16 protein-coding genes and 1 tRNA gene are annotated in these 18,225 nt (G+C 47.7%); 11 read left to right on the top strand and 6 right to left on the bottom strand.

Features of this window, described 5'->3' with window-relative positions; translation table 11 throughout:
- The first annotated feature begins 43 nt into the window (after positions 1–43).
- Positions 44–116: transfer RNA gene (locus OZ410_RS06475), tRNA-Met, on the top strand.
- Positions 117–332: 216 nt separating this feature from the next.
- Here the strand turns inward: OZ410_RS06475 and OZ410_RS06470 are convergent.
- From OZ410_RS06470 to OZ410_RS06460, 3 genes are all read right to left on the bottom strand, one after another.
- A complete protein-coding gene (locus OZ410_RS06470) occupies positions 333–917 on the bottom strand; it encodes a hypothetical protein (RefSeq protein ID WP_277707109.1) in 585 nt (194 codons plus the stop codon).
- A 95-nt stretch (positions 918–1,012) separates the two neighbouring features.
- The gene (locus OZ410_RS06465; RefSeq protein WP_277707108.1) at positions 1,013–1,453 is read right to left on the bottom strand and encodes a hypothetical protein; all 441 of its coding nucleotides are present in this window, start codon (positions 1,451–1,453) and stop codon (positions 1,013–1,015) included.
- 2 nt (positions 1,454–1,455) lie between these two features.
- The gene (locus OZ410_RS06460; protein ID WP_277707107.1) at positions 1,456–3,033 is read right to left on the bottom strand and encodes a hypothetical protein; all 1,578 of its coding nucleotides are present in this window, start codon (positions 3,031–3,033) and stop codon (positions 1,456–1,458) included.
- A 647-nt stretch (positions 3,034–3,680) separates the two neighbouring features.
- On the opposite strand from OZ410_RS06460, the gene OZ410_RS06455 reads away from it, so the two are divergent.
- Positions 3,681–5,507: a hypothetical protein gene (locus tag OZ410_RS06455; RefSeq protein ID WP_277707106.1), complete on the top strand. Its 1,827-nt coding sequence runs from the start codon at positions 3,681–3,683 to the stop codon at positions 5,505–5,507.
- A gap of 157 nt (positions 5,508–5,664) precedes the next feature.
- Here the strand turns inward: OZ410_RS06455 and OZ410_RS06450 are convergent, their stop codons facing one another.
- Together OZ410_RS06450 and OZ410_RS06445 are read right to left on the bottom strand one after the other, a co-directional pair.
- Entirely contained in the window at positions 5,665–5,928 is a 264-nt protein-coding gene (locus OZ410_RS06450) for a hypothetical protein (RefSeq protein WP_277707105.1), read from the bottom strand.
- 115 nt (positions 5,929–6,043) lie between these two features.
- Positions 6,044–7,246 (bottom strand): site-specific integrase, encoded by a 1,203-nt coding sequence (locus OZ410_RS06445; RefSeq protein WP_277707104.1) that lies wholly within the window; start codon positions 7,244–7,246, stop codon positions 6,044–6,046.
- Positions 7,247–8,057: 811 nt separating this feature from the next.
- Between OZ410_RS06445 and OZ410_RS06440 the strand changes: the two genes are divergently transcribed.
- The 7 genes from OZ410_RS06440 (at position 8,058) to OZ410_RS06410 (ending at position 14,011) form a co-directional block, all read left to right on the top strand.
- Positions 8,058–8,432 carry a hypothetical protein gene (locus OZ410_RS06440; protein ID WP_277707103.1) on the top strand — a complete coding sequence of 125 codons (375 nt, stop codon included), beginning with the start codon at positions 8,058–8,060 and terminating at the stop codon, positions 8,430–8,432.
- Between the two features lie 22 nt (positions 8,433–8,454).
- A complete protein-coding gene (locus OZ410_RS06435) occupies positions 8,455–8,769 on the top strand; it encodes a cupin domain-containing protein (RefSeq protein ID WP_277707102.1) in 315 nt (104 codons plus the stop codon).
- Positions 8,770–8,817: 48 nt separating this feature from the next.
- On the top strand, positions 8,818–9,672 hold the full coding sequence (locus tag OZ410_RS06430) for an alpha/beta hydrolase (protein ID WP_277707101.1): 855 nt from the start codon (positions 8,818–8,820) through the stop codon (positions 9,670–9,672).
- 173 nt (positions 9,673–9,845) lie between these two features.
- Positions 9,846–10,262, top strand: a complete 417-nt coding sequence (locus OZ410_RS06425) for a BLUF domain-containing protein (protein ID WP_277707100.1) — start codon at positions 9,846–9,848, stop codon at positions 10,260–10,262.
- Positions 10,263–10,329: 67 nt separating this feature from the next.
- Positions 10,330–11,262: a diacylglycerol/lipid kinase family protein gene (locus OZ410_RS06420; protein ID WP_277707099.1), complete on the top strand. Its 933-nt coding sequence runs from the start codon at positions 10,330–10,332 to the stop codon at positions 11,260–11,262.
- A 204-nt stretch (positions 11,263–11,466) separates the two neighbouring features.
- Positions 11,467–11,886 carry a response regulator gene (locus OZ410_RS06415; RefSeq protein ID WP_277707098.1) on the top strand — a complete coding sequence of 140 codons (420 nt, stop codon included), beginning with the start codon at positions 11,467–11,469 and terminating at the stop codon, positions 11,884–11,886.
- Positions 11,887–11,944: 58 nt separating this feature from the next.
- The gene (locus OZ410_RS06410) at positions 11,945–14,011 is read left to right on the top strand and encodes a sensor histidine kinase (protein ID WP_277707097.1); all 2,067 of its coding nucleotides are present in this window, start codon (positions 11,945–11,947) and stop codon (positions 14,009–14,011) included.
- A gap of 15 nt (positions 14,012–14,026) precedes the next feature.
- Here OZ410_RS06410 and OZ410_RS06405 read toward each other — a convergent pair whose 3' ends face one another.
- Entirely contained in the window at positions 14,027–14,425 is a 399-nt protein-coding gene (locus tag OZ410_RS06405; protein ID WP_277707096.1) for a response regulator, read from the bottom strand.
- Positions 14,426–14,660: 235 nt separating this feature from the next.
- Here OZ410_RS06405 and OZ410_RS06400 point away from each other — a divergent pair, with 235 nt between their 5' ends.
- Complete coding sequence (locus OZ410_RS06400; protein WP_277707095.1) at positions 14,661–17,003, top strand: DUF2339 domain-containing protein; 2,343 nt, start codon at positions 14,661–14,663, stop codon at positions 17,001–17,003.
- A complete protein-coding gene (locus OZ410_RS06395) occupies positions 16,987–18,222 on the top strand; it encodes a DUF3999 family protein (protein ID WP_277707094.1) in 1,236 nt (411 codons plus the stop codon). The genes OZ410_RS06400 and OZ410_RS06395 overlap by 17 nt, the downstream gene beginning before the upstream one ends.
- The last annotated feature ends 3 nt before the right edge of the window (positions 18,223–18,225 follow it).

The following is an 18,225-nucleotide window of genomic DNA, read 5'->3' as shown; positions in this document are numbered from 1 at the left end:
TTTTTGTCAAACCAAGAATCCATTGTATATTTGCCATCCACATCGCGGGGTAGAGCAGTAGGTAGCTCGTCGGGCTCATAACCCGAAGGTCGCTGGTTCGAGTCCAGTCCCCGCTACTAGTAAAATCAAGGGTTTCCGGAAACGGGAGCCCTTTTTATTTGGGCTGGGTACAACATAGGTACAACAAATGATGCCAATTGTATCCTAATTATTCCCTATTTAGCTAGTCTCTTGAATATGAGAAGAATTCGTTTCATTCTCATCCTATTTTTCTGAACATTTGCGGTCTAATTCGATTCCGGTCCTTTATAATCCTAATGAAGCTAGAATTGTTAATCAATTGGAAAGTCATCGGGGGCTTCCGAATTCCTAATATCCCAAATTTCTGATAACACTAGTAAATCCTGGAGAATAAATGCACGTACTTTATAATAATCATAATCGAAATCCATTTCGTCTAGTACCGACAATATACCTAATGCAATATCCGACCTCTTGTACTCATTTCTAGTCGTTATAGAGTCAAATACGGCATGATAACGTATCAATTTTGACGAATCAAAATTGACCGAGTCATTAAGTAGGATTTGCTTACATGAATTATAATCCTCTAAAGACCTTGTTATATTTTCTAATTCCCTAGAAAATGATCTTCTTACTTTATAATCACGTTTGCCTTTCGCAATTAATTGATGCATAGATTTGTAGCCTTTTTGCGATGGTCCTTCTAGTACGCCTTCTCGAACTAAATAATGTTCATAATCCAAAAACATTGCTTTTACTTTCGCGCTGTCTTCACCAAAAGAATTAAACCAACATTCCATCAGGGCAACCTCAACACGCGTCTTTTGCCCTAGGCAACTTGGGCCCAAAATAAGGAAGGCAAGTAAGGCATAAATAATTTGAAATTGTGTCATTGGAATTAAAGTATTTCTGTACATATAATATCCTGGTCTTCTCTGGTGGATTACTTGGAATTATATAAGAAACTTGGATTTAAGTGGGTAGTTGCCTAATCTCTTGGCTTATTTTTTTTTATCCATTGTTCTAAATCACCAATATGTGTTTCGACAAAATTCTTCCAATTGGTTGTATCAGACATACCTAAATCCTTTAGAGTATTAATGTACCAATCAGGCACATCAAATAATACCATATTAAAGAAGTCAGGGTATTTAGCCCCTTTAAACCAAATACCATCAATCCTATTTATTATTTCATCTATTTCAGGATTTTCTTTTGAAAATTCTGACTTTTCATACCATGATTTAACACTTAGAACATTTAACTCCATTAAATCCTTAATGGATTTTAGAACGTCTTTTTTTACGATAGTTTCCTTAGAGGGAGAATTTAGATCCTCATCCGTATACCCTAGTTGATAGATAATATCAAAAATAAACTCGATTGTTCCTGGGCAGAATAAATCAATATTTCTATATAAATCAATCATTATTATAGACCAAACTTGATTACAAAGTTATTCGTGCCAAGTACCTGTTGGAAATTAAAATTAATGGTAGCGGGATAACCAGTACTTGAAACGGTCCGATAGGTTATATAATTCCCGTTCCCCATATTTGCAATAATAGTTCCTTCCGCATTAGTTGATTTACTAATCGCATGTTTTGTTAATGAGTTGAAGAGTTCCTTTGATTTAGTGATAGGAGAAGATGTGTTGACAATCCTTACATGTGCTTGACTTCCTGCTTGACCAATTTGAGATACTTTTCTTATAACATTATCCAAGCGAAGGCCTCTGTAAACCCAAGAAACGGGGATCTTTTGAAAGAGCTTGATGGCAACGGGTAAGCCCGTTTCAAAAAGGGCTATTTCCAGGATGGGTGTGACCCCCTCTAAATATGCTCCAGTAATTGAAGCGAACATAAAATCATTGTACTTCTTGGTAATGTTCTTTGCTGTATTGAAGAATTCTTGAAGGTCCGATTTCGTAAAGGAATCGAAGTCTTCTACCAAACTATCAAAGTAGTCCGCCATCAGAGCTCCTTCTGATCCGTGGAATTTCCGAAGACCATTAGCCATGGCCTGGATTGATTTTACGCAATCATGATAAGCACCGCATGGAGTATCATTGTCGAAATCAATATTCCATTTGATAAACTCTTTTGTATTTTCGAAAATTTTGTGCTTCGGATTCTTTTCATAGAATAAGCCTAGTAAGTATTGAAAATCTGGATTATTTCTTAAATAATTTGCTTCGGTAGAAGAATAGGCAATGCCCCATTGGTTTATTAGATAGACATGAGGGTTTATGCTTTTAAGAAATAACGGTTCAGTTATAACATCGCTGGTTAAATCTCCTTGGGAATCATCTGTAGAGCCTAGAGATCCTGAAGAACCTGAACCAGACCCGCCGCCTCCACTATAAGAACCGCTGTCTCCTCCACCCGATGAAGAATCCCCTACATCCAAACAAACAACATAAGAGACTGTGTATGGCTGTGTACACCCTGGTCCGGCAAGAGGTGTTGGATACGGATGACTGTCAGAAGAACAGCGCACCTCGGTAACCGTAAAGCAGCCACCATTCGATGTTAGTCTTTCATAATTAATGGGTTGAATACTCTGCCGCCCAGAAAAATAGGTGAAAGGATCACTTGCAGTCCTACTAAGAAAATCCTCATCTGGATAATATTTAAGAATAAAAGCTTTAGGATCTAAGCCTGCTTTATTTGCAATGATCAGGTTTTCAAAATTATCTTCCTCTACATCTTCTCTAAAAATGGCAAATGAGTAATATTCGTCATTTTCATAAATAATTTTACTGACTACAGTGGAATCTATTTGAAAATCATAGAGTCCTCCTTTTCCAGATTCGTTTAATGATTTATGATCTGAAACACTTTTCTGGTATAGCTGCTCAATCTCAGGAAAGTCATTTAAGTTCCCTCGTAAGACATTCAATTCTGATGAACTAGTTTCTCTGCCGAGATCAATTCCATCCAGGTCACCGCTACAGCTGAAAAGAAAAAAAGAAACAATTAAGCCAATAAATACCAATTTTGGTTTCATAGTATATAGCATTTGTAAATTATCAAAACTCAAAATCTATTTCATAGCACTGCTTGAAAAACAAAGTTTCGATGAAATGCCAACTTATCAGTTGTAATAAAAATACTACGAATAAGCCCTAAACAAGCTATGGTTTTTGCATAATCTCCATTGTGGATTATCCCTATATACGCCATGGTATATCATTTAACGCCTTTCTTAATTTTTATGCTCTTTCTCGCCCAGTATCGATTTTAGATACAACCAAAATTGAACATTTAGACATTGGTCAAAAGCCTAAAACTTTTCGACCATAAAAACTCTGGGTAATACCTCGATGCTAAACTAAGGGATAAGCAAGAGGGTAACCTGCTCGCGCAGGTTACAATTATTTAATCCGCTTATTTTCAATGCTTTGATGCCCAAAAATGAGAGTAAGGAAATGCATTTTTGGAGCAAAAACGCTCTAACGCGCTGATAATCAATTCAAATTTGGATCAAAAATGGTATTTCCTTGCTGAAATAGGTCATGTTATGATTGAATCAATGGGCTAAAATCGAATAAGGAATTCTGCGCGATTCGAATAAATGCCTTGTCATAATCCCTAACTTGGTTTCTTATTTGAATGACAATGCGAATAGCTTTTTGTGCTTTTATATTTTCAGCCATGTCTGTTTTTGGTCAAGATATTAGTAAAAAGGAAGCGCTCCAATATGCTCGGAAATTAGGCGAGGTTGAAATCCTTTCTGCAAAGGGAGTAGAATTGCTTACAGATTACATTGAAAACAATCGATTCGAGCGCATGCAAAGGCCCAACCCAGATGGCGGCATTCCAGTAAGAACCGAGCTTCTGAAATCTCAAATACTTCTTTTTCTAAGTAACGCTTTTGGCAGCGAACTGCATTATCGATCCAGCGCTACGGAATATCAAAATTCGATGGCTAAATATCTGGAGAACTATGGTATTAAAGACCTAATGTCCCCGGAGGAACACGAACGAATAACCGACAGCATCCAGACACTTTCAAATGATTTTGAAGGAGCACTCCTGGAAGAAAACATAGTCGACGAAGAAGATAGCATAACCGAAAATAGATCACTTTATCTTGATCCATTTTCATTTCCAAGTATGGAAGAGTACGGTCTCATTCATACGAAGAGAAGTGCTATGGGCAAAACGCTTTCCAGAACGCTGAATGATCTTAATGATTTGGGCTTGATCGATCAAAAGGTTCTTGATCAGGTAATGCGAAAAATTAATCTTGGCGAAATATGGGTAGAGGCGTTAGCCATCCAGGAAGCTGCATGTCAGGTGATCTATACTGAGGACTTTGATCTAAACAAAAAAAACGAATTAAAATTCATCCGGGGCTTGAATCGGGCGGGTGTGCTATCGGATTCAAAAATGGAAGAACACATCGCTTCGTATCAGCCACAGGAATTAAAGTCCAAGTTCCAAATTCTGGAATATTGTAATAATGCAAAGGTCTTTGAAGCCGCAAATTACCCAACGGATCCTGTTGAGGGATATAAACGGTTATTTAAAGACCTAAAAGAATTGATTCCTGGATTCAATTATTCAAGCCTGGAGATACGACTAATAGACTCCGATGAAAATTGGGGTGCCGAAATGCAGGAACGCAAGCTGCATATTGCATTCAACGTCAACAATAACAATTATCAGAATGCTACCTTCTATGATTTTGTAAAGCTTAACGAAGAAGCAGATCCTGACACCTTATTTGTGATCAGCCAGGACTTTCATCAGGGTATCAACAAGTTTCTCACTGATCAGAATTCAGAGTATCGCCTCTACTTTGCCAATAACCCAGAAGGAGGGGACTATTACGGAAAAAGCAAATTCGGCCTTATCCTGCTTACCGAAGAGCAATATGAAGCGTGGGGAACATATAATGCGGACTACTTTTTATTTACCCAAAATCACGATAACACTTTTAATTCGGGGCATATCAAAGAAACCATTGATCAGTATAGAAACCTAGGTCTCTTTGATCATCTGACCGATGAAGAAATCGAAGAAGGGCACAATTGTGTTTCAAATAATTTGATTTCTAGCTATGCCCAATTACTTTCTTGTTTTCCCAAAACAGTTGTTTATTTCGATTGGGAAACGGGTAACCTGGAGAATCCTTATGAGGAATTAACCATCTCCTTTAGTGAGGCATCCCGTGGTAAATTCACGCCTACAAACATCGTCGATACCTTTGCGGAGGATTGGCAGAGTGAGCATTCATCATTTTCGTTTGAATTCAATAACTCCAAGTATGCTTCAACCCTTAATATGGCCAGTGATTGGTTGGATCCGGAATTCCTGAGTCTCATCAAGAAAGCGCTGGCGGATAATCAAATCGATTCCAATATCTACTATTGTTTGGATGATGGCCAAGCCAGCGGTTACATCCTCCTGACTCAAAATCAGTATGAGACATTAAGCGAATCGCAACCGGAACTATTTGAAGAAATTGAGGATTGATTTGAACCAATACTATTCCACAGTATTACCTCACAAGTAGATTAGTTTCGGTAAGATTTGGGAAGCCTTCTCCCCTACAATTTGTCCTTTGGATTCCTGGATTCAGACCAAAACACCAAATTGAATCAAATCGCGGCAAACCCTATGAACATTGACTTTAGCGCGTTTTTAGGCTCTCAAACGCGCCAAAAATTGTCCCGGTATCCATGTATATTCCTGAAGGAATAAAATGCAGCCAGGCTTCTGAAATGCGCCTTAAATTGAATGTGGTGATCCCTTTGGCCAATTCATTGGAAGGCTGGAGATCCGCAGGTAAGAGCGTTCCAAAACTTTCTTTCTTATTTATTCTTTCTTTTTTTGTTTTATACTGTTTGTATTTAGTTTGTTTAAAGGTACCAGAGCTTGTCCAATGCTTGTCCATTTATTGGTACAGTTAAAGGGCGATGTTGTCCCAAAAGCGGGACAACTGCTGACCAAGATCAATTAGCATTAAATTCAATCAATTGAAAAGCAAGTAAAAAGAGGCCGGTTTTCTACTAAAAATCCACCACTTTGTCCAGCGCTTCATCGGCATCCCGATGGATGAAATTGGCCTGATAACGGATGGTAGTGGTCACGGAAGAATGCCGATACAATTTCTGCAGCATTTGGATGGGAATGGTATCCCCGGAAATATTTCCGAAACTGTGCCGGGCGATATGCATGCTCATCTTTTTGGAAATACCCAGCGTCCGGGCGGCAGCTTTTAATCGCCGGTTGAGATTGCGGGTTATGGATTGGGTCCGGACCGATACTTCCTGATCATTTCGCAAGTCCACCCCGGACAAAAACGGGAAAACGAGTTTTCCGGTATTTCTTTGATCCCGGTATTCGTCCAGAATGGCCTTAGCCTTGTCCGGAATTTTCAGGGACACCAATTTACTGTTCTTGTTCATCCGGTAAAGTAAGCGGCCATCGTTGAAGTCGGTCCATTTGAGTTGCAGGACATCCCCTACCCTTATCCCGGCGAAATAAAAACTAACCAGCCAGACATGCACCGCCCGTTGTTGGGCCGGGGTCAGGTTTCGGGCATTTTCCAGCTTCCGGATTTCGTCCCGGTTTAAGCCTATCTTTTCGGACTCGCCGATTTTGATGGTGATTTTGCCCTTCCCGAACGGATACCCGCTCCGGTCTACAATTCCCTCGGAAATACCCAAATTGTAAATGGTTCGGATCAGGATGAAGTAGTTCACCGCCGTCCGGCTGGATCGCTTCTTCTCTTTGATCAAATAGCCTTCGAAATTTCGGAGTAGGGATACGGTGAGCTGATCAAACGGCAATTTGTCATTCCGGATGAATTCCCGGAATTTGTCCAAGCGGCCGCGTTCCGTATCGTATTGATGATGCCGACCCCGGTTCTGTAGGTTAACTAAGTGCATTTGGGCTACCTCGAAGAAGTCCGGAGATTTCCCGATGATCTTCTTTTTGATTTCCCGTACATTCCTAGATTCCTCTTTCAATTCCGCATCCAGGACAAACTGATTGGCTTCGGCGACCTTGCTCAAAATATACTGGTTGAGCATGGCCGCATTCGGATGCGTTTTACGGACTAATCGGTTTCGGCGGTCCCAATACTTTTCGGCTACATATTGCCCCGTTCCCAGGTAGGTACTTCTCCGGTCTTTAGTGATCCGGATGGCTACCGGATATTCCCCTTCCGGATTGGATTTTTTTCGCAGTACCGCCTTAACCGTAGCCATGGATTTTTAGATGAGATTCTAAAGGTAAAAAATCCTGGGTACAACATAGGTACAACATTTTATGGTTTTAAAGGATGTTTTTTGATATCATAATCAATTGAAAATTTTATAACTCATTTATTTTCAGTGTATTTATGTTAAAATGATTTCCTAGGGTTAATTTCTCATAACCCGAAGGTCGCTGGTTCGAGTCCAGTCCCCGCTACAAGGAAAACCGGTCGCCTCTGGCGACCGGTTTTTTTGTTCATGGAAAAGCCAAATTTATTTGAGCTTTGGAATGGACAAAAAAACCGAAGCAGATGCGCAGCATCTGTCGGTTTTCCTTGTGAAGCCACCCCCAAGGCCGTTTTGCGCAGCATGCGCAAAACAATCCAGTCCCAAGACTTCCCCTTAAACAGATTGACCTTAGAATTTCACAAGGCAAAAAAACGGCCGACGCGCAGCATCTGTAGGTTTTCCTTGTGAAGCCACCCCCTACTCTGGATGATTTGCGCACTGTGTGCGCAAATGAATCCAGTCCCCAGCACCATCTGATTCCCTATTCACCACACATCCCCCACCCTAAAAATCCGTACCTTTAATTCCAGGCAGCAGATGCCCTGGAAACACCCCATCCCGGAAGGGGTTTTGCCGTGGAGCCCTATACGGCAATACTCCCGTGTTATGGCCCTCCCAGCATGGGATGGCAAGCGCTAAATATCAGGAAATGGAACATTTCACCCTGGCAAGAGTGATACACATCATAGCTGTCATTTTATGGATTGGCGGGGTCGCCATGGTGACCACTGTTTTGATTCCCGCCATAAAGAAAATGAAATCCAAAGCGGAACAGATTAAGACCTTCGAGGCCATTGAAGGAAAATTTGCGCTGCAAGCGAAGGTCACTACGCTCCTGACCGGGCTTTCAGGATTTTATATGCTATACGTTCTGGATGCCTGGGACCGGTATCTGGATTACCGCTATTGGTGGCTTCATGCCATGACGCTGGTTTGGATCCTGTTTTCTTTGATCCTCTATGTCCTGGAGCCCCTCATCCTCCACAAAATTTTTAAAAAAGCGGCCAACCAAAATCCCGGTAAGACCTTTAACATCATGCACAGGCTGCATTGGGTCTTGCTCATCCTAAGCCTGATCACCACAGCCGGGGCCGTGGCCGGGAGTCATGGCTGGTTTTGGATCACATAAGCAACTTCCCAATTCACAACAAATGGATTTCTCACAAGCCATAACATTGAAAGACAGCATCGGCTATGCTGCAGGTGCTACCGTCAGTAAGATCGTCACCAAAAACAAATGCGGGTCCGCCACCTTATTTTCTTTTGACAAGGGGCAAACCCTAAGCGAACATACGGCGCCCTTCGATGCCCTTGTGATGGTCCTGGAGGGAACCTGTGAAATCTCCCTTGCGGGAAAACCCAATGTTCTGTCCGAAGGGCAAATGATTCTCATGCCTGCCCATATTCCGCACGCTCTGGAAGCCACGGAAGCTTTTAAGATGATGCTCATAATGATCCGGGCCTGAATGCGGAAAGCTGATTCCCCCCGACCTATACCCTGCATGACTTATCCCATGACAACACCGCCCCGCCGCCTGCGCCTGGCACTGTCCTTCATTTTGCTCTTTACCGGGATTACCCTCCATGCACAGGACCAGGTAAAAATGCCTTTGGAGCGCGGCTTTTGCCTGCATTCCTCCCTTTTGGGGGAAGACCGCACCGGCACCATTAGCCTCCCGGATTCCTATGGGGAGGCAGGGGATTCCCAGCGGTACCCGGTCCTGATTTTGTTAGACGGGGCGGCCCATTTCCAGCTTACCCAACAGGCCGTTACCGCCCTGGGTGCACTGCAGAATAACGACCCGAAAATAGCGGACCCCATAATTGTGGCCATAGACAATGTAGACCGGGAACGGGACTTTACGGTGACCAAAATCCAGACGCTCCGGCCCAACACCATGGGAGGCGGGCGGAAGTTTCTCGGGTTCATAGAAACCGAATTACTCCCCTATCTGGACGCTACCTACCGCACCCGGCCCTACCGCATCCTGGTGGGGCATTCCCTGGGCGGGCTGCTGGCCGTTAATGCCTATTTGGATCCGGACAGCGTCTTTGATGCCTACATGGCCCTGGACCCCAGCATTTGGTGGGAACCGGATCAGATGGCAGATAAGGTAGCCGCCTTGCAACCCGCTTCCTGCCGCAAGCGCATTTACCTGGCCACCGCCAACCAGGGGCCGCAGCGCCATGCCCGTAACAAACTTAGACACGATGCCCTGGTAGCCCTGATCCGGAAAATATGCGGGGAAGCATGCCCCATACAGCTCGAATACTTTCCGGATGAAAACCACCGTTCCGTGCCCCGGGCGGCAATTTCCAAAGGCTTGCACTTTCTCTTCCTGGCCGTAGATTCCGGCCGGATCCCATAGCCTGCACGGTAAAGCAGCTACCATATATCGTTCGCTTTCCACCATTCACCTTCATTTAAAGGTAACCTGCCGACACCTTTTTGGCTATTGGTCGGGGAATGCTGATATTTATCAAAGGGTGAGGTGTCTCGTACAGGGCCTGCCCGGGAAGAACCAATTAAACAAACCTGCGTATGGGGCTCCGCAGAATCATTTACAGCAGCCAGGCATCAGGGGAACTCAGCAAACGACAATTGTTGGATTTGCTACACGAATCCCGCGCCTACAATGCCTTAGACGGGATAACCGGTGTATTGCTTCACCGGCAGGGTCATTTCCTGCAGGTTATTGAAGGGGAATCTGAGCCTGTCGACAACCTTTATGCGCGCATACTCCGCGATACCCGCCATCAGAAGGTCTCCCTGATTTTGGACGAGGAAGTCTCAAACCGCCTGTTTTCGGATTGGGCCATGGGGTGTGCAGACTTTGACGATCCGGAACTGGAATTTATGCCGGGCATCCGTTCGGATCTGGCAGACCCCGAGGTCATTCAAAACCTGATGTCCAACCTCCCCGAAATGGCCGCCCATTTGCAGGAGATCCTGGACTAACCCCGGGGAACCGCCAATCGCTTCCCCGGCTGCCCACCAACTCCCGTAAGGGGCCAATCGCTGCGGCATGAAAATCATCTTTATTATACACGGCCGGAAGAGGGGGGTAAACCAATTGCTTACACGGCTCCACAAGACCTGTGGAGAAGCCGGTTTGCAACAGGTATGGTTCCTCTCTACCCTGCGACCCAAACACGCCGTGGAACTGGCCCGGCAGGCAGTAGAAAACGGCTGCGATTACCTGATGGCTGTAGGAGGAGACGGTACCCTGAACGAGGTGGTAAACGGGATGATGCAAAGCAAAGTTCCCGCCAGTGCCTACCCCGTTCTTGGCCTTTTGCCCTTTGGCTCCGGGAATGATTTTGCGCGTTCTGCCGGGCTAACGGCCCATCCGGATCGCTTGCTGGGGTTGCTTAAAACCCGATCCATCCACCGGATCGATCTGGGAAAAGTGGTTTTGGAACCTACCGGGGAGACCCGATTCTTTGTTAACATTGCCGGGTTGGGGCTGGGCCCGGAAGTGGTCCGGGGCATGGAGCAGGCCTCCGGCAGGCTGGGCCCGCAGCTAACGTACTTTACCCATATCCTGAAGGGCTTCTTTTCCTACACCAAAAAACACGTGCGCTGCAGCAGCGGCACGTGGCAATGGGAAGGGCCCCTGCTACAAATGGCCGTGGCCAAGGGACGTTGTTTTGGCAATGGCCTCTGTATTGCCCCCGATGCCCGTCTGGCAGACGGACATTTCCAACTGGCGCTTTTTGGCAACCTGATCCTGTGGGACTACCTGAAAAATCTGGGGAACCTGAAAAAGGGACAACCGGTACTCCACCCCCAGGTTACCTATCTTAAGGCGCGGGAAGTCCGCGTAGAAAGCCCGGATGGATGCGGGATTGAGGCAGACGGGGAATATGTGGGGCAAGCCCCGGCTATTTTTAGCATTTTGCCCGGGGCCATCAGGTTTCTGATGCCCCAGGAAACCCCTACCAGTCCCCGGGACTGAAGAATACTTTAAGGCTCCATTGGGCATTAATCAGCCCGATAATCCCAAAAAAACACATAATCCTTTTAATCTGTAATATTTATCCTACTTTTTTCAAAATAAACGTGAAAACTACACGTTATAGTAAAACGGAGTATCTTCGGCCTGTATATCCGGGGGGTAGCCCCAGTGAAACAGTCCATTCCGAAGTTAGAATCCGGTACTATGATGAACCGCACGCCTTATTACGACCTGGCCTATATCGTGGACGATGACAAAACCATCACCATGATGCATTCCATCCTGATGAATCGCACCGGCATTGCGGGCACCTCAGTGGCCTTCACTAACCCGGAAGAAGCACTGTTGCAATTGGAACAGGACTTACGATCCCAGGCCAATGTCCTGATCCTGCTGGATATCAACATGCCGGAAATGTCCGGCTTTGACTTTATGGATGCGGCCATGGAACTGCACACCCTGGGTTCTACCCTGGATGTTTTTCTGGTTACTTCTTCCATAGACCCGGCAGACGAAACCCGGGGGCTGCAACACCCCCTGATGCGGCAATACATCCACAAGCCACTTAAATCCTCTGACTTACTGGTAGTTATCCAGGAACATGGCACCTTGTCCATGCCCTAGCGAGCTCATGTTGACCCAAGCAGTCAATTTTGTACCTGAAGGATGCCAATCCGAGGTCATGAAAACCCTACTCAACAAACGAACCCCTCTATTGCTGAAAAACATCAGGACTACCTCCCTGATCAGTTTTCTTATTGTATTGCTGGCGGTTGGGGCACAACTGGTCCTGGTCCAAACCTTTTTGAATCAGCGGGATGGGAAGACTCGTTCCCTACATTTAATCCAGGATCAGGCCCAAATAGGCCAGGACCTGGCTGCCGGACTGCTGGCCCTGAGGGAAAACACCCTCCCCATCCCGGAAGAACTGCAAAAACGGGCAGCAGATCTGGACAGCCTTACGGAACAACTGCGAGCCAACCTGAACAGCGAGGCGGATGCCGGCCTGGATAGCACCCTTGCCTTTCATACCCAGAGGGCTTCTGCACTTTCCAACCTGGCGCGCGGGGACCCGGCCTCCAGGGACACAGGGAATATAACAGGACTTCAAACCCTCCGCAAGGAATTTTTGTCCGGCACCAATGCCCTGGAAGCCTACTTTGAACAAGAATCTGCAAGGGCCTCCAGCCGGCTTCGATTCCTGGTGATCGGCATATCCGGGTTACTGCTATTGTTGGTCATGGCCTTGCATTTTTTCTTGGTAAACCCCATGACTCAGTCCTTGAAAAGGCTTTCCCACCTCCAAAGGCAACAGCGTCTAAACCTCACCGCTACCCTCGAAAACACCAAAGACCTGGTCTGGTCCGTGAATCGGGATTTTAGGTTGATCATGTTTAACTCTGCCTTTTATGAAGGGGTCTACCGGGAGCATGGCTTTTACCCGGAACACAATACGGATATGGGCCAGTATATGATCATTTCCAAATCCGAAGACCGGAAATTATACCGCAGGGCCTTTAACGGGGAATCCTTTTCCATCGAACACCGCAATGAAGCCACGGGTGTTCCCTATTATTATGAATATTCCTTTAACCCCATTTTGGACGAAGATGGTCAGGTTCTGGGGTGCAGCGTATTCCGCCGGGACGAAACCCAACGCATACAGACCATCAAGGACCTGGAAAAGAGCCAATTCTACCTGAACGAGGCCCAACGCATAGCCCGGATCGGGAACTGGAACTGGGATATGGTGACCGACAGGCTCACCTGGTCCCGGGAACTGTACCACATTTTTGGCCAGGACCCCGCAACGTTTCAGGCCTCCTATCAGGCATTACTCGACATGATCCACCCGGAAGACCTGCAAAGCTTTGAAGACAGCGTCAGAAATAGCATAGAGCAGCACATCCCCCACGATATGGTACATCGTATTATCCTGCCCAGTGGGGAAATCCGGTATATCCATGAGAAGGGGTTTGTATTGCTGGATGACGGCAAACCGGTACGGATGGCCGGAACGGCCCAGGACGTGACCAAACTGGAAAATGCCAAAAATGAAATCCTGCGCCAGAACAAGGAACTCCAAAACTTCGTTTACATCATTTCCCACAATGTGCGCTCTCCCATAGCCACCATTCAGGGGCTGGTGGATTTGTTCGAAGACGGAGATTCGGAAGTAAACCGGCAACTCCGGGATCAGATTGCTGAAAAAGTGGAAGTGCTGGACGGGACCATTAAAGACCTGAACCACGCCCTGTCCCTCCAGAATACTGCTGCCTCTTCATATGAAGACGTATCCCTGACGGATGTGGTACGGGAAGTAGAACAATTGCTGGAACAGGACTTAAGGTCTACCAATACCACCCTGGAGGTGGATTTTTCGAAGCTGGAGGAGGTAAGCACCATCCGGAGTTATATGAGCAATATCCTGTATAACCTTATCCTCAATGCCATTTCTTACCGGCATCCGGACCGCAGCCCCCGTATTGCGATTGGCGCACAACACCTGCCTGAGGCAGGCGAAATACAGATTACGGTTGCGGACAATGGCATTGGCATGCAGCTGGATGATGCCCGTATTGAAAAAATATTCAGCATGTATGGCCGCCTGAGCGGCAGCACCAGCGGGAAAGGCCTGGGGCTGTTCCTGGTCAAATCTCAGGTAGAAGCCCTTAAGGGGCGAATCTCCGTAGAGAGTGCCCCGGGCGAAGGTTCAAGATTTATAGTGTATTTAAAGCTTGAGGCATAATAGCGCCTGGGACCATCAGACAACAGCCTTCATAGTCATTTGAAGAAAGTGCTCTATATCCTCCAATTTCAGCGGGCTGGAGATAAATCCCTTTACGTATTTGGAATATTCTTTAGCCTGCTCCCGGTCCCTGGGGTTGATGGAGGAAGTTACAATAACCACTTCTACGGTCGTCGGGAATTCTTCCAGCATCATGAATTCGAGGAATTCAAACCCGGTCATCTCCGGCATATTAATATCCAGAAAGACAAGGATGCGCTCTTGGGGATTCTTGGCAAAACGAATGTCGTCCAATGCCAGTTCTGGGTTGGTGTAGGACCGCACTTTATCTTCCAGCCCCAGCTTGCGGAACTGCATGGTGTTGAGGGTGTTGATCAGGTCCTGGTCGTCTACGAGATAGATTTTTGAATACATGGCTCTTCTGGGTTTCGGGTTACTTCGTCAAAATTGCCAAAAAGCTCGACCAATGACATATAATTGTTGCAAAAACACTTATTCCTGTTGCGAGGGATTTGTTTTAACGGATTTCAGTTTGCCCAAATGACCTGTTTCCAGGCTATAACCCTTTATTTCTCTACAATTAAGGTGGTATCCCCCGGATCGCCTATCTTTAAGGTAACCGAGCCTCGGGCCGCAAAAATCCATCCCCATGACAGACCCCCTGGATCCTATTGAACGGCTTTCCCGCCAACTGGAGGCCCTTTTGCAAAAACAGGAAGCGTTTTCCCGGGAAGTGCGGGAAGTACGGGCAGAAATCGACCGTCTGAAAAGCATCGGGGCCACTGCACCTTCCACGCCTTCGCCTGCAGCCAGCACTCCATCTCCTGCCCCGGAAGCAGCGCCCAAACCCACGCCCCCGCCCGCACCGAAGCCCCAACCCGCACAAGTGGCACCCCCTCCCCGGCAGCAACCCAAGGCCAAAACCAACCTGGAAAAATTCATTGGGGAAAACCTGATCAATAAAATCGGGATCGTCATTACGGTGCTGGGGGTGTCCATCGGGGCTAAATACGCCATAGACCACGACCTGATCAGCCCGCTTACCCGCATTGTGCTGGGCTACCTGGCCGGCTTGGGATTGCTCGGCTTCGCCCTGAAACTCAAACCAAAGTACGAGAACTTCAGCGCCGTACTGCTAAGCGGGGCCATGGCCATACTATACTTGATTACCTACTTGGGCTACTCCCTATATGAATTATTCCCGCAGGCGGCGGCCTTTGCCCTTATGGTCCTGTTTACCGTTTTTACGGTATTTGCGGCCCTGCACTACAACCGGCAGATCATCGCCCACCTGGGCCTGGTAGGTGCCTATGCCGTACCCTTTCTACTGAGCAATAACTCCGGGCAGGTCGAAATCCTGTTCTCCTATGTGGCCATCATCAATGCGGGCATCCTGGCCATTGCCCTGAAGAAATACTGGAAACCCCTGTACTACGCCGCTTTCGGGGTAACCTGGCTCATTTATGCCTCCTGGTTTGTATTTAGCCTGGACCCCGAGCAGCGCTTCGGTACAGCCTTGGGCTTTCTGCTTTTGTTCTTTATCCTTTTCTACCTGACTTTCCTGGCCTATAAACTGGTGCGCAACGAGGCGTTCGGGATTACCGATATCCTGTTGCTGCTGGGCAATTCCTTTATCTTTTATGGCTTCGGGTACGCCCTGCTGGCCAACCAGCCGGGCTGGGGTTCCTACCTGGGTGCCTTTACCCTTTTGAATGCCATCCTGCACTTTGGGGTAAGCGTGGTAATCTACCGAAAGCAACTGGCAGACCGCAACCTGTTTTTCCTGGTTTCCGGCCTGGTCCTGGTGTTTATCACCCTGGCCATCCCGGTACAACTGGACGGCAACTGGGTAACCCTGCTCTGGGCCGGGGAAGCGGCCCTGCTGTTCTGGATCGGGAGATCCCGGGGCATGCCGGTTTATGAAACCCTGTCTTATCCTTTAATGGCCCTGGCCTTTCTGAGCCTGGCCCAGGACTGGGTAATGGGCTATGGCGGATACCTTCCGGATGTGCCGGAATCCCGGATTACCCCCCTGCTGAATATCTCCTTCTTGACCTCTGTTCTTGTGGCGGCCGCCTTTGGCTTTATCACCTGGCTGGACACCCAAAGCCAATACACCCCGCCGCCGTTTCCCAAAGGCTTGCGCAAACTCATCTCCATAGCTATTGCGGCTACCCTTTTGCTCACCACCTATCTGGCCTTCCGCCTGGAAATTGCCCAGTACTGGGCACAGCGATATGCAGATTCTGCCCTGACCATACCCCCAACAGGGATGGACGCCCCGCAGTACTACCACAACTACGACCTGAAGGGCTTCAAAAGCCTGTGGGTCATCCACTATTCCCTGCTCTTCTTTTCCCTGCTGGCCTGGTTCAATCTGAAAAAAATCCGAAACCGCCTGCTTGGCGGAATAAACCTGGGGTTGCTGGTACTGGGCTTGTTGGTATTCCTGACCCAGGGCCTGTACGAAATCAGCGAACTGCGGGAAAGCTACCTGGAAATGAGCCTGGCGGAATACTACCCCAGGGGGATGGGCCACCTGCTGATCCGCTATGTTTCCCTGGCCTTTGCAGCCCTGGCCCTGTATGCCGCCTTCTACCACATCCGCGATTGGTTCTCTCAGCCGCTGTTGCAGAAGGCCTTTGGCCTGTTCCTTCACCTGGTTATCCTCTGGGTGGCCAGCAGTGAACTGATTGGCTGGCTGGACCTGTCCGGGCACAGCCAATCCTATAAACTAGGGCTCAGCATCTTATGGGGCACCTATGCCCTGCTTTTGATTGCCCTGGGCATCTGGAAACGGAAAAAATACCTGCGCATAGGAGCCATTGTCCTCTTCGGCCTGACACTGGTCAAATTATTCCTTTACGACATCTCCCACCTGAACACCCTTTCCAAAACGGTGGTCTTTGTTTCCCTGGGGATATTGCTGCTCATTATTTCCTTCCTCTATAACAAATACAAACACCTGATTTCGGATGAAGGTCCTTCATAACCCATTGCTGCTGCTTTTTATGGCCCTGGCGGGATCCCCTGCCAGCGGGCAGATGTCCTCCTTTCGCTACCAGCGCCCACTACAGGGAGTTACGGACACCTGGCATCGTATTGTGGTGCCGGACAGCGTGTTTGCCCATGCTTCCCAGGACCTTAGAGATTTGCGAATTTACGGGATTGGCAGGCAGGGAGATACGCTGGAGGTTCCCTACCTGCTACTGGTGGCCACAGACCGGATAACCACACGGGAAGCAAACCTGGAGCCCCTGAATACCTCCAACAACGCCTCGGGATATTACTATACCTTCGAAGTGCCCTCCGGGCAGGCGGTCAACACCATGAACCTGACTTTTGGGCGGCACAACTACGATTGGCGGCTCACTTTGGAGGGCAGCCAGGACCAGCGCGAATGGTTTACCCTGGCCTCGGATTACAGGGTGGTTGCCATTCGTAATGCCCAAACGGATTTCGCCTTTAACCAGCTGGTATTTCCCCGGGCCCGGTACCGGTATTACCGCATCCGGATCAACAGCGCGGACTCCCCTGCCCTGGGTGGTGCAAGCCTCCGGTTAAACGATACCGTTCCCGGGGTATTGCATGCCTACCCGGCAAACCAGGTGACCACACAAACGGATCCCGATACCCGGCAAACGCAGGTCACGATTTCCTTTAACGCCCCCGCGCGATTAAGCCGGATGGAGTTTCAAATTGCAGATTCCTTTGACTATTACCGCCCCATAATCCTGGAATACCTGGCGGATAGCCTGCAGACGCCAAACGGGCCAAAGCCCGTTTATCGGCACCTGGCCTCCGGGGTCCTGAATTCCCTGGAACCCCATACCTATACCTTTCCCGCAACCACTACTCAAGCCGTGCGGTTCCGGATTGACAACCAGCAAAATCCACCGCTGGAAGTGAGTGGAGTAAAGGCCTGGGGATACGAGCACGTATTACAGGCGCGGTTTACCGAACCTGCCCAATATTTCCTGGTATATGGAAAGGAGGAAGCAGCCAGTCCCAGGTACGATATTGCGCGGTTTACTGACCATATCCCGGATTCGCTGGCCCCGCTTTCTCTGGGCCCGGAAAGCGCCGTATCTCGACCGGGTACGAAGAAAGATACCGCCCTGTTCCGTAACAAATGGTGGCTGTGGGGCATTATGGGGCTGGTTATTGTGATGCTGGGGGGGTTTACGCTTTCCATGATGCGCAAGCGTTGAATT

This window comes from Robiginitalea aestuariiviva (assembly GCF_029537735.1).
Classification (GTDB): domain Bacteria; phylum Bacteroidota; class Bacteroidia; order Flavobacteriales; family Flavobacteriaceae; genus Robiginitalea; species Robiginitalea aestuariiviva.
Note: the sequence above shows the minus strand (reverse complement) of the source record. Positions and strands in the feature narration are given on the sequence as shown.

Bases quoted from the DNA above. Each gene is read 5' to 3' on its own strand.
- OZ410_RS06465 (WP_277707108.1), bottom strand. From the start codon at position 1,453: ATGATTGATTTATATAGAAATATTGATTTATTCTGCCCAGGAACAATC.
- OZ410_RS06425 (WP_277707100.1), top strand. From the start codon at position 9,846: ATGGGGCTCCGCAGAATCATTTACAGCAGCCAGGCATCAGGGGAACTC.
- OZ410_RS06405 (WP_277707096.1), bottom strand. From the start codon at position 14,425: ATGTATTCAAAAATCTATCTCGTAGACGACCAGGACCTGATCAACACC.
- OZ410_RS06430 (WP_277707101.1), top strand. From the start codon at position 8,818: ATGACAACACCGCCCCGCCGCCTGCGCCTGGCACTGTCCTTCATTTTG.
- OZ410_RS06400 (WP_277707095.1), top strand. From the start codon at position 14,661: ATGACAGACCCCCTGGATCCTATTGAACGGCTTTCCCGCCAACTGGAG.
- OZ410_RS06435 (WP_277707102.1), top strand. From the start codon at position 8,455: ATGGATTTCTCACAAGCCATAACATTGAAAGACAGCATCGGCTATGCT.
- OZ410_RS06460 (WP_277707107.1), bottom strand. From the start codon at position 3,033: ATGAAACCAAAATTGGTATTTATTGGCTTAATTGTTTCTTTTTTTCTT.
- OZ410_RS06440 (WP_277707103.1), top strand. From the start codon at position 8,058: ATGAAATCCAAAGCGGAACAGATTAAGACCTTCGAGGCCATTGAAGGA.
- OZ410_RS06415 (WP_277707098.1), top strand. From the start codon at position 11,467: ATGATGAACCGCACGCCTTATTACGACCTGGCCTATATCGTGGACGAT.
- OZ410_RS06470 (WP_277707109.1), bottom strand. From the start codon at position 917: ATGACACAATTTCAAATTATTTATGCCTTACTTGCCTTCCTTATTTTG.
- OZ410_RS06420 (WP_277707099.1), top strand. From the start codon at position 10,330: ATGAAAATCATCTTTATTATACACGGCCGGAAGAGGGGGGTAAACCAA.
- OZ410_RS06445 (WP_277707104.1), bottom strand. From the start codon at position 7,246: ATGGCTACGGTTAAGGCGGTACTGCGAAAAAAATCCAATCCGGAAGGG.
- OZ410_RS06395 (WP_277707094.1), top strand. From the start codon at position 16,987: ATGAAGGTCCTTCATAACCCATTGCTGCTGCTTTTTATGGCCCTGGCG.
- OZ410_RS06455 (WP_277707106.1), top strand. From the start codon at position 3,681: ATGTCTGTTTTTGGTCAAGATATTAGTAAAAAGGAAGCGCTCCAATAT.
- OZ410_RS06450 (WP_277707105.1), bottom strand. From the start codon at position 5,928: ATGGACAAGCATTGGACAAGCTCTGGTACCTTTAAACAAACTAAATAC.
- OZ410_RS06410 (WP_277707097.1), top strand. From the start codon at position 11,945: ATGAAAACCCTACTCAACAAACGAACCCCTCTATTGCTGAAAAACATC.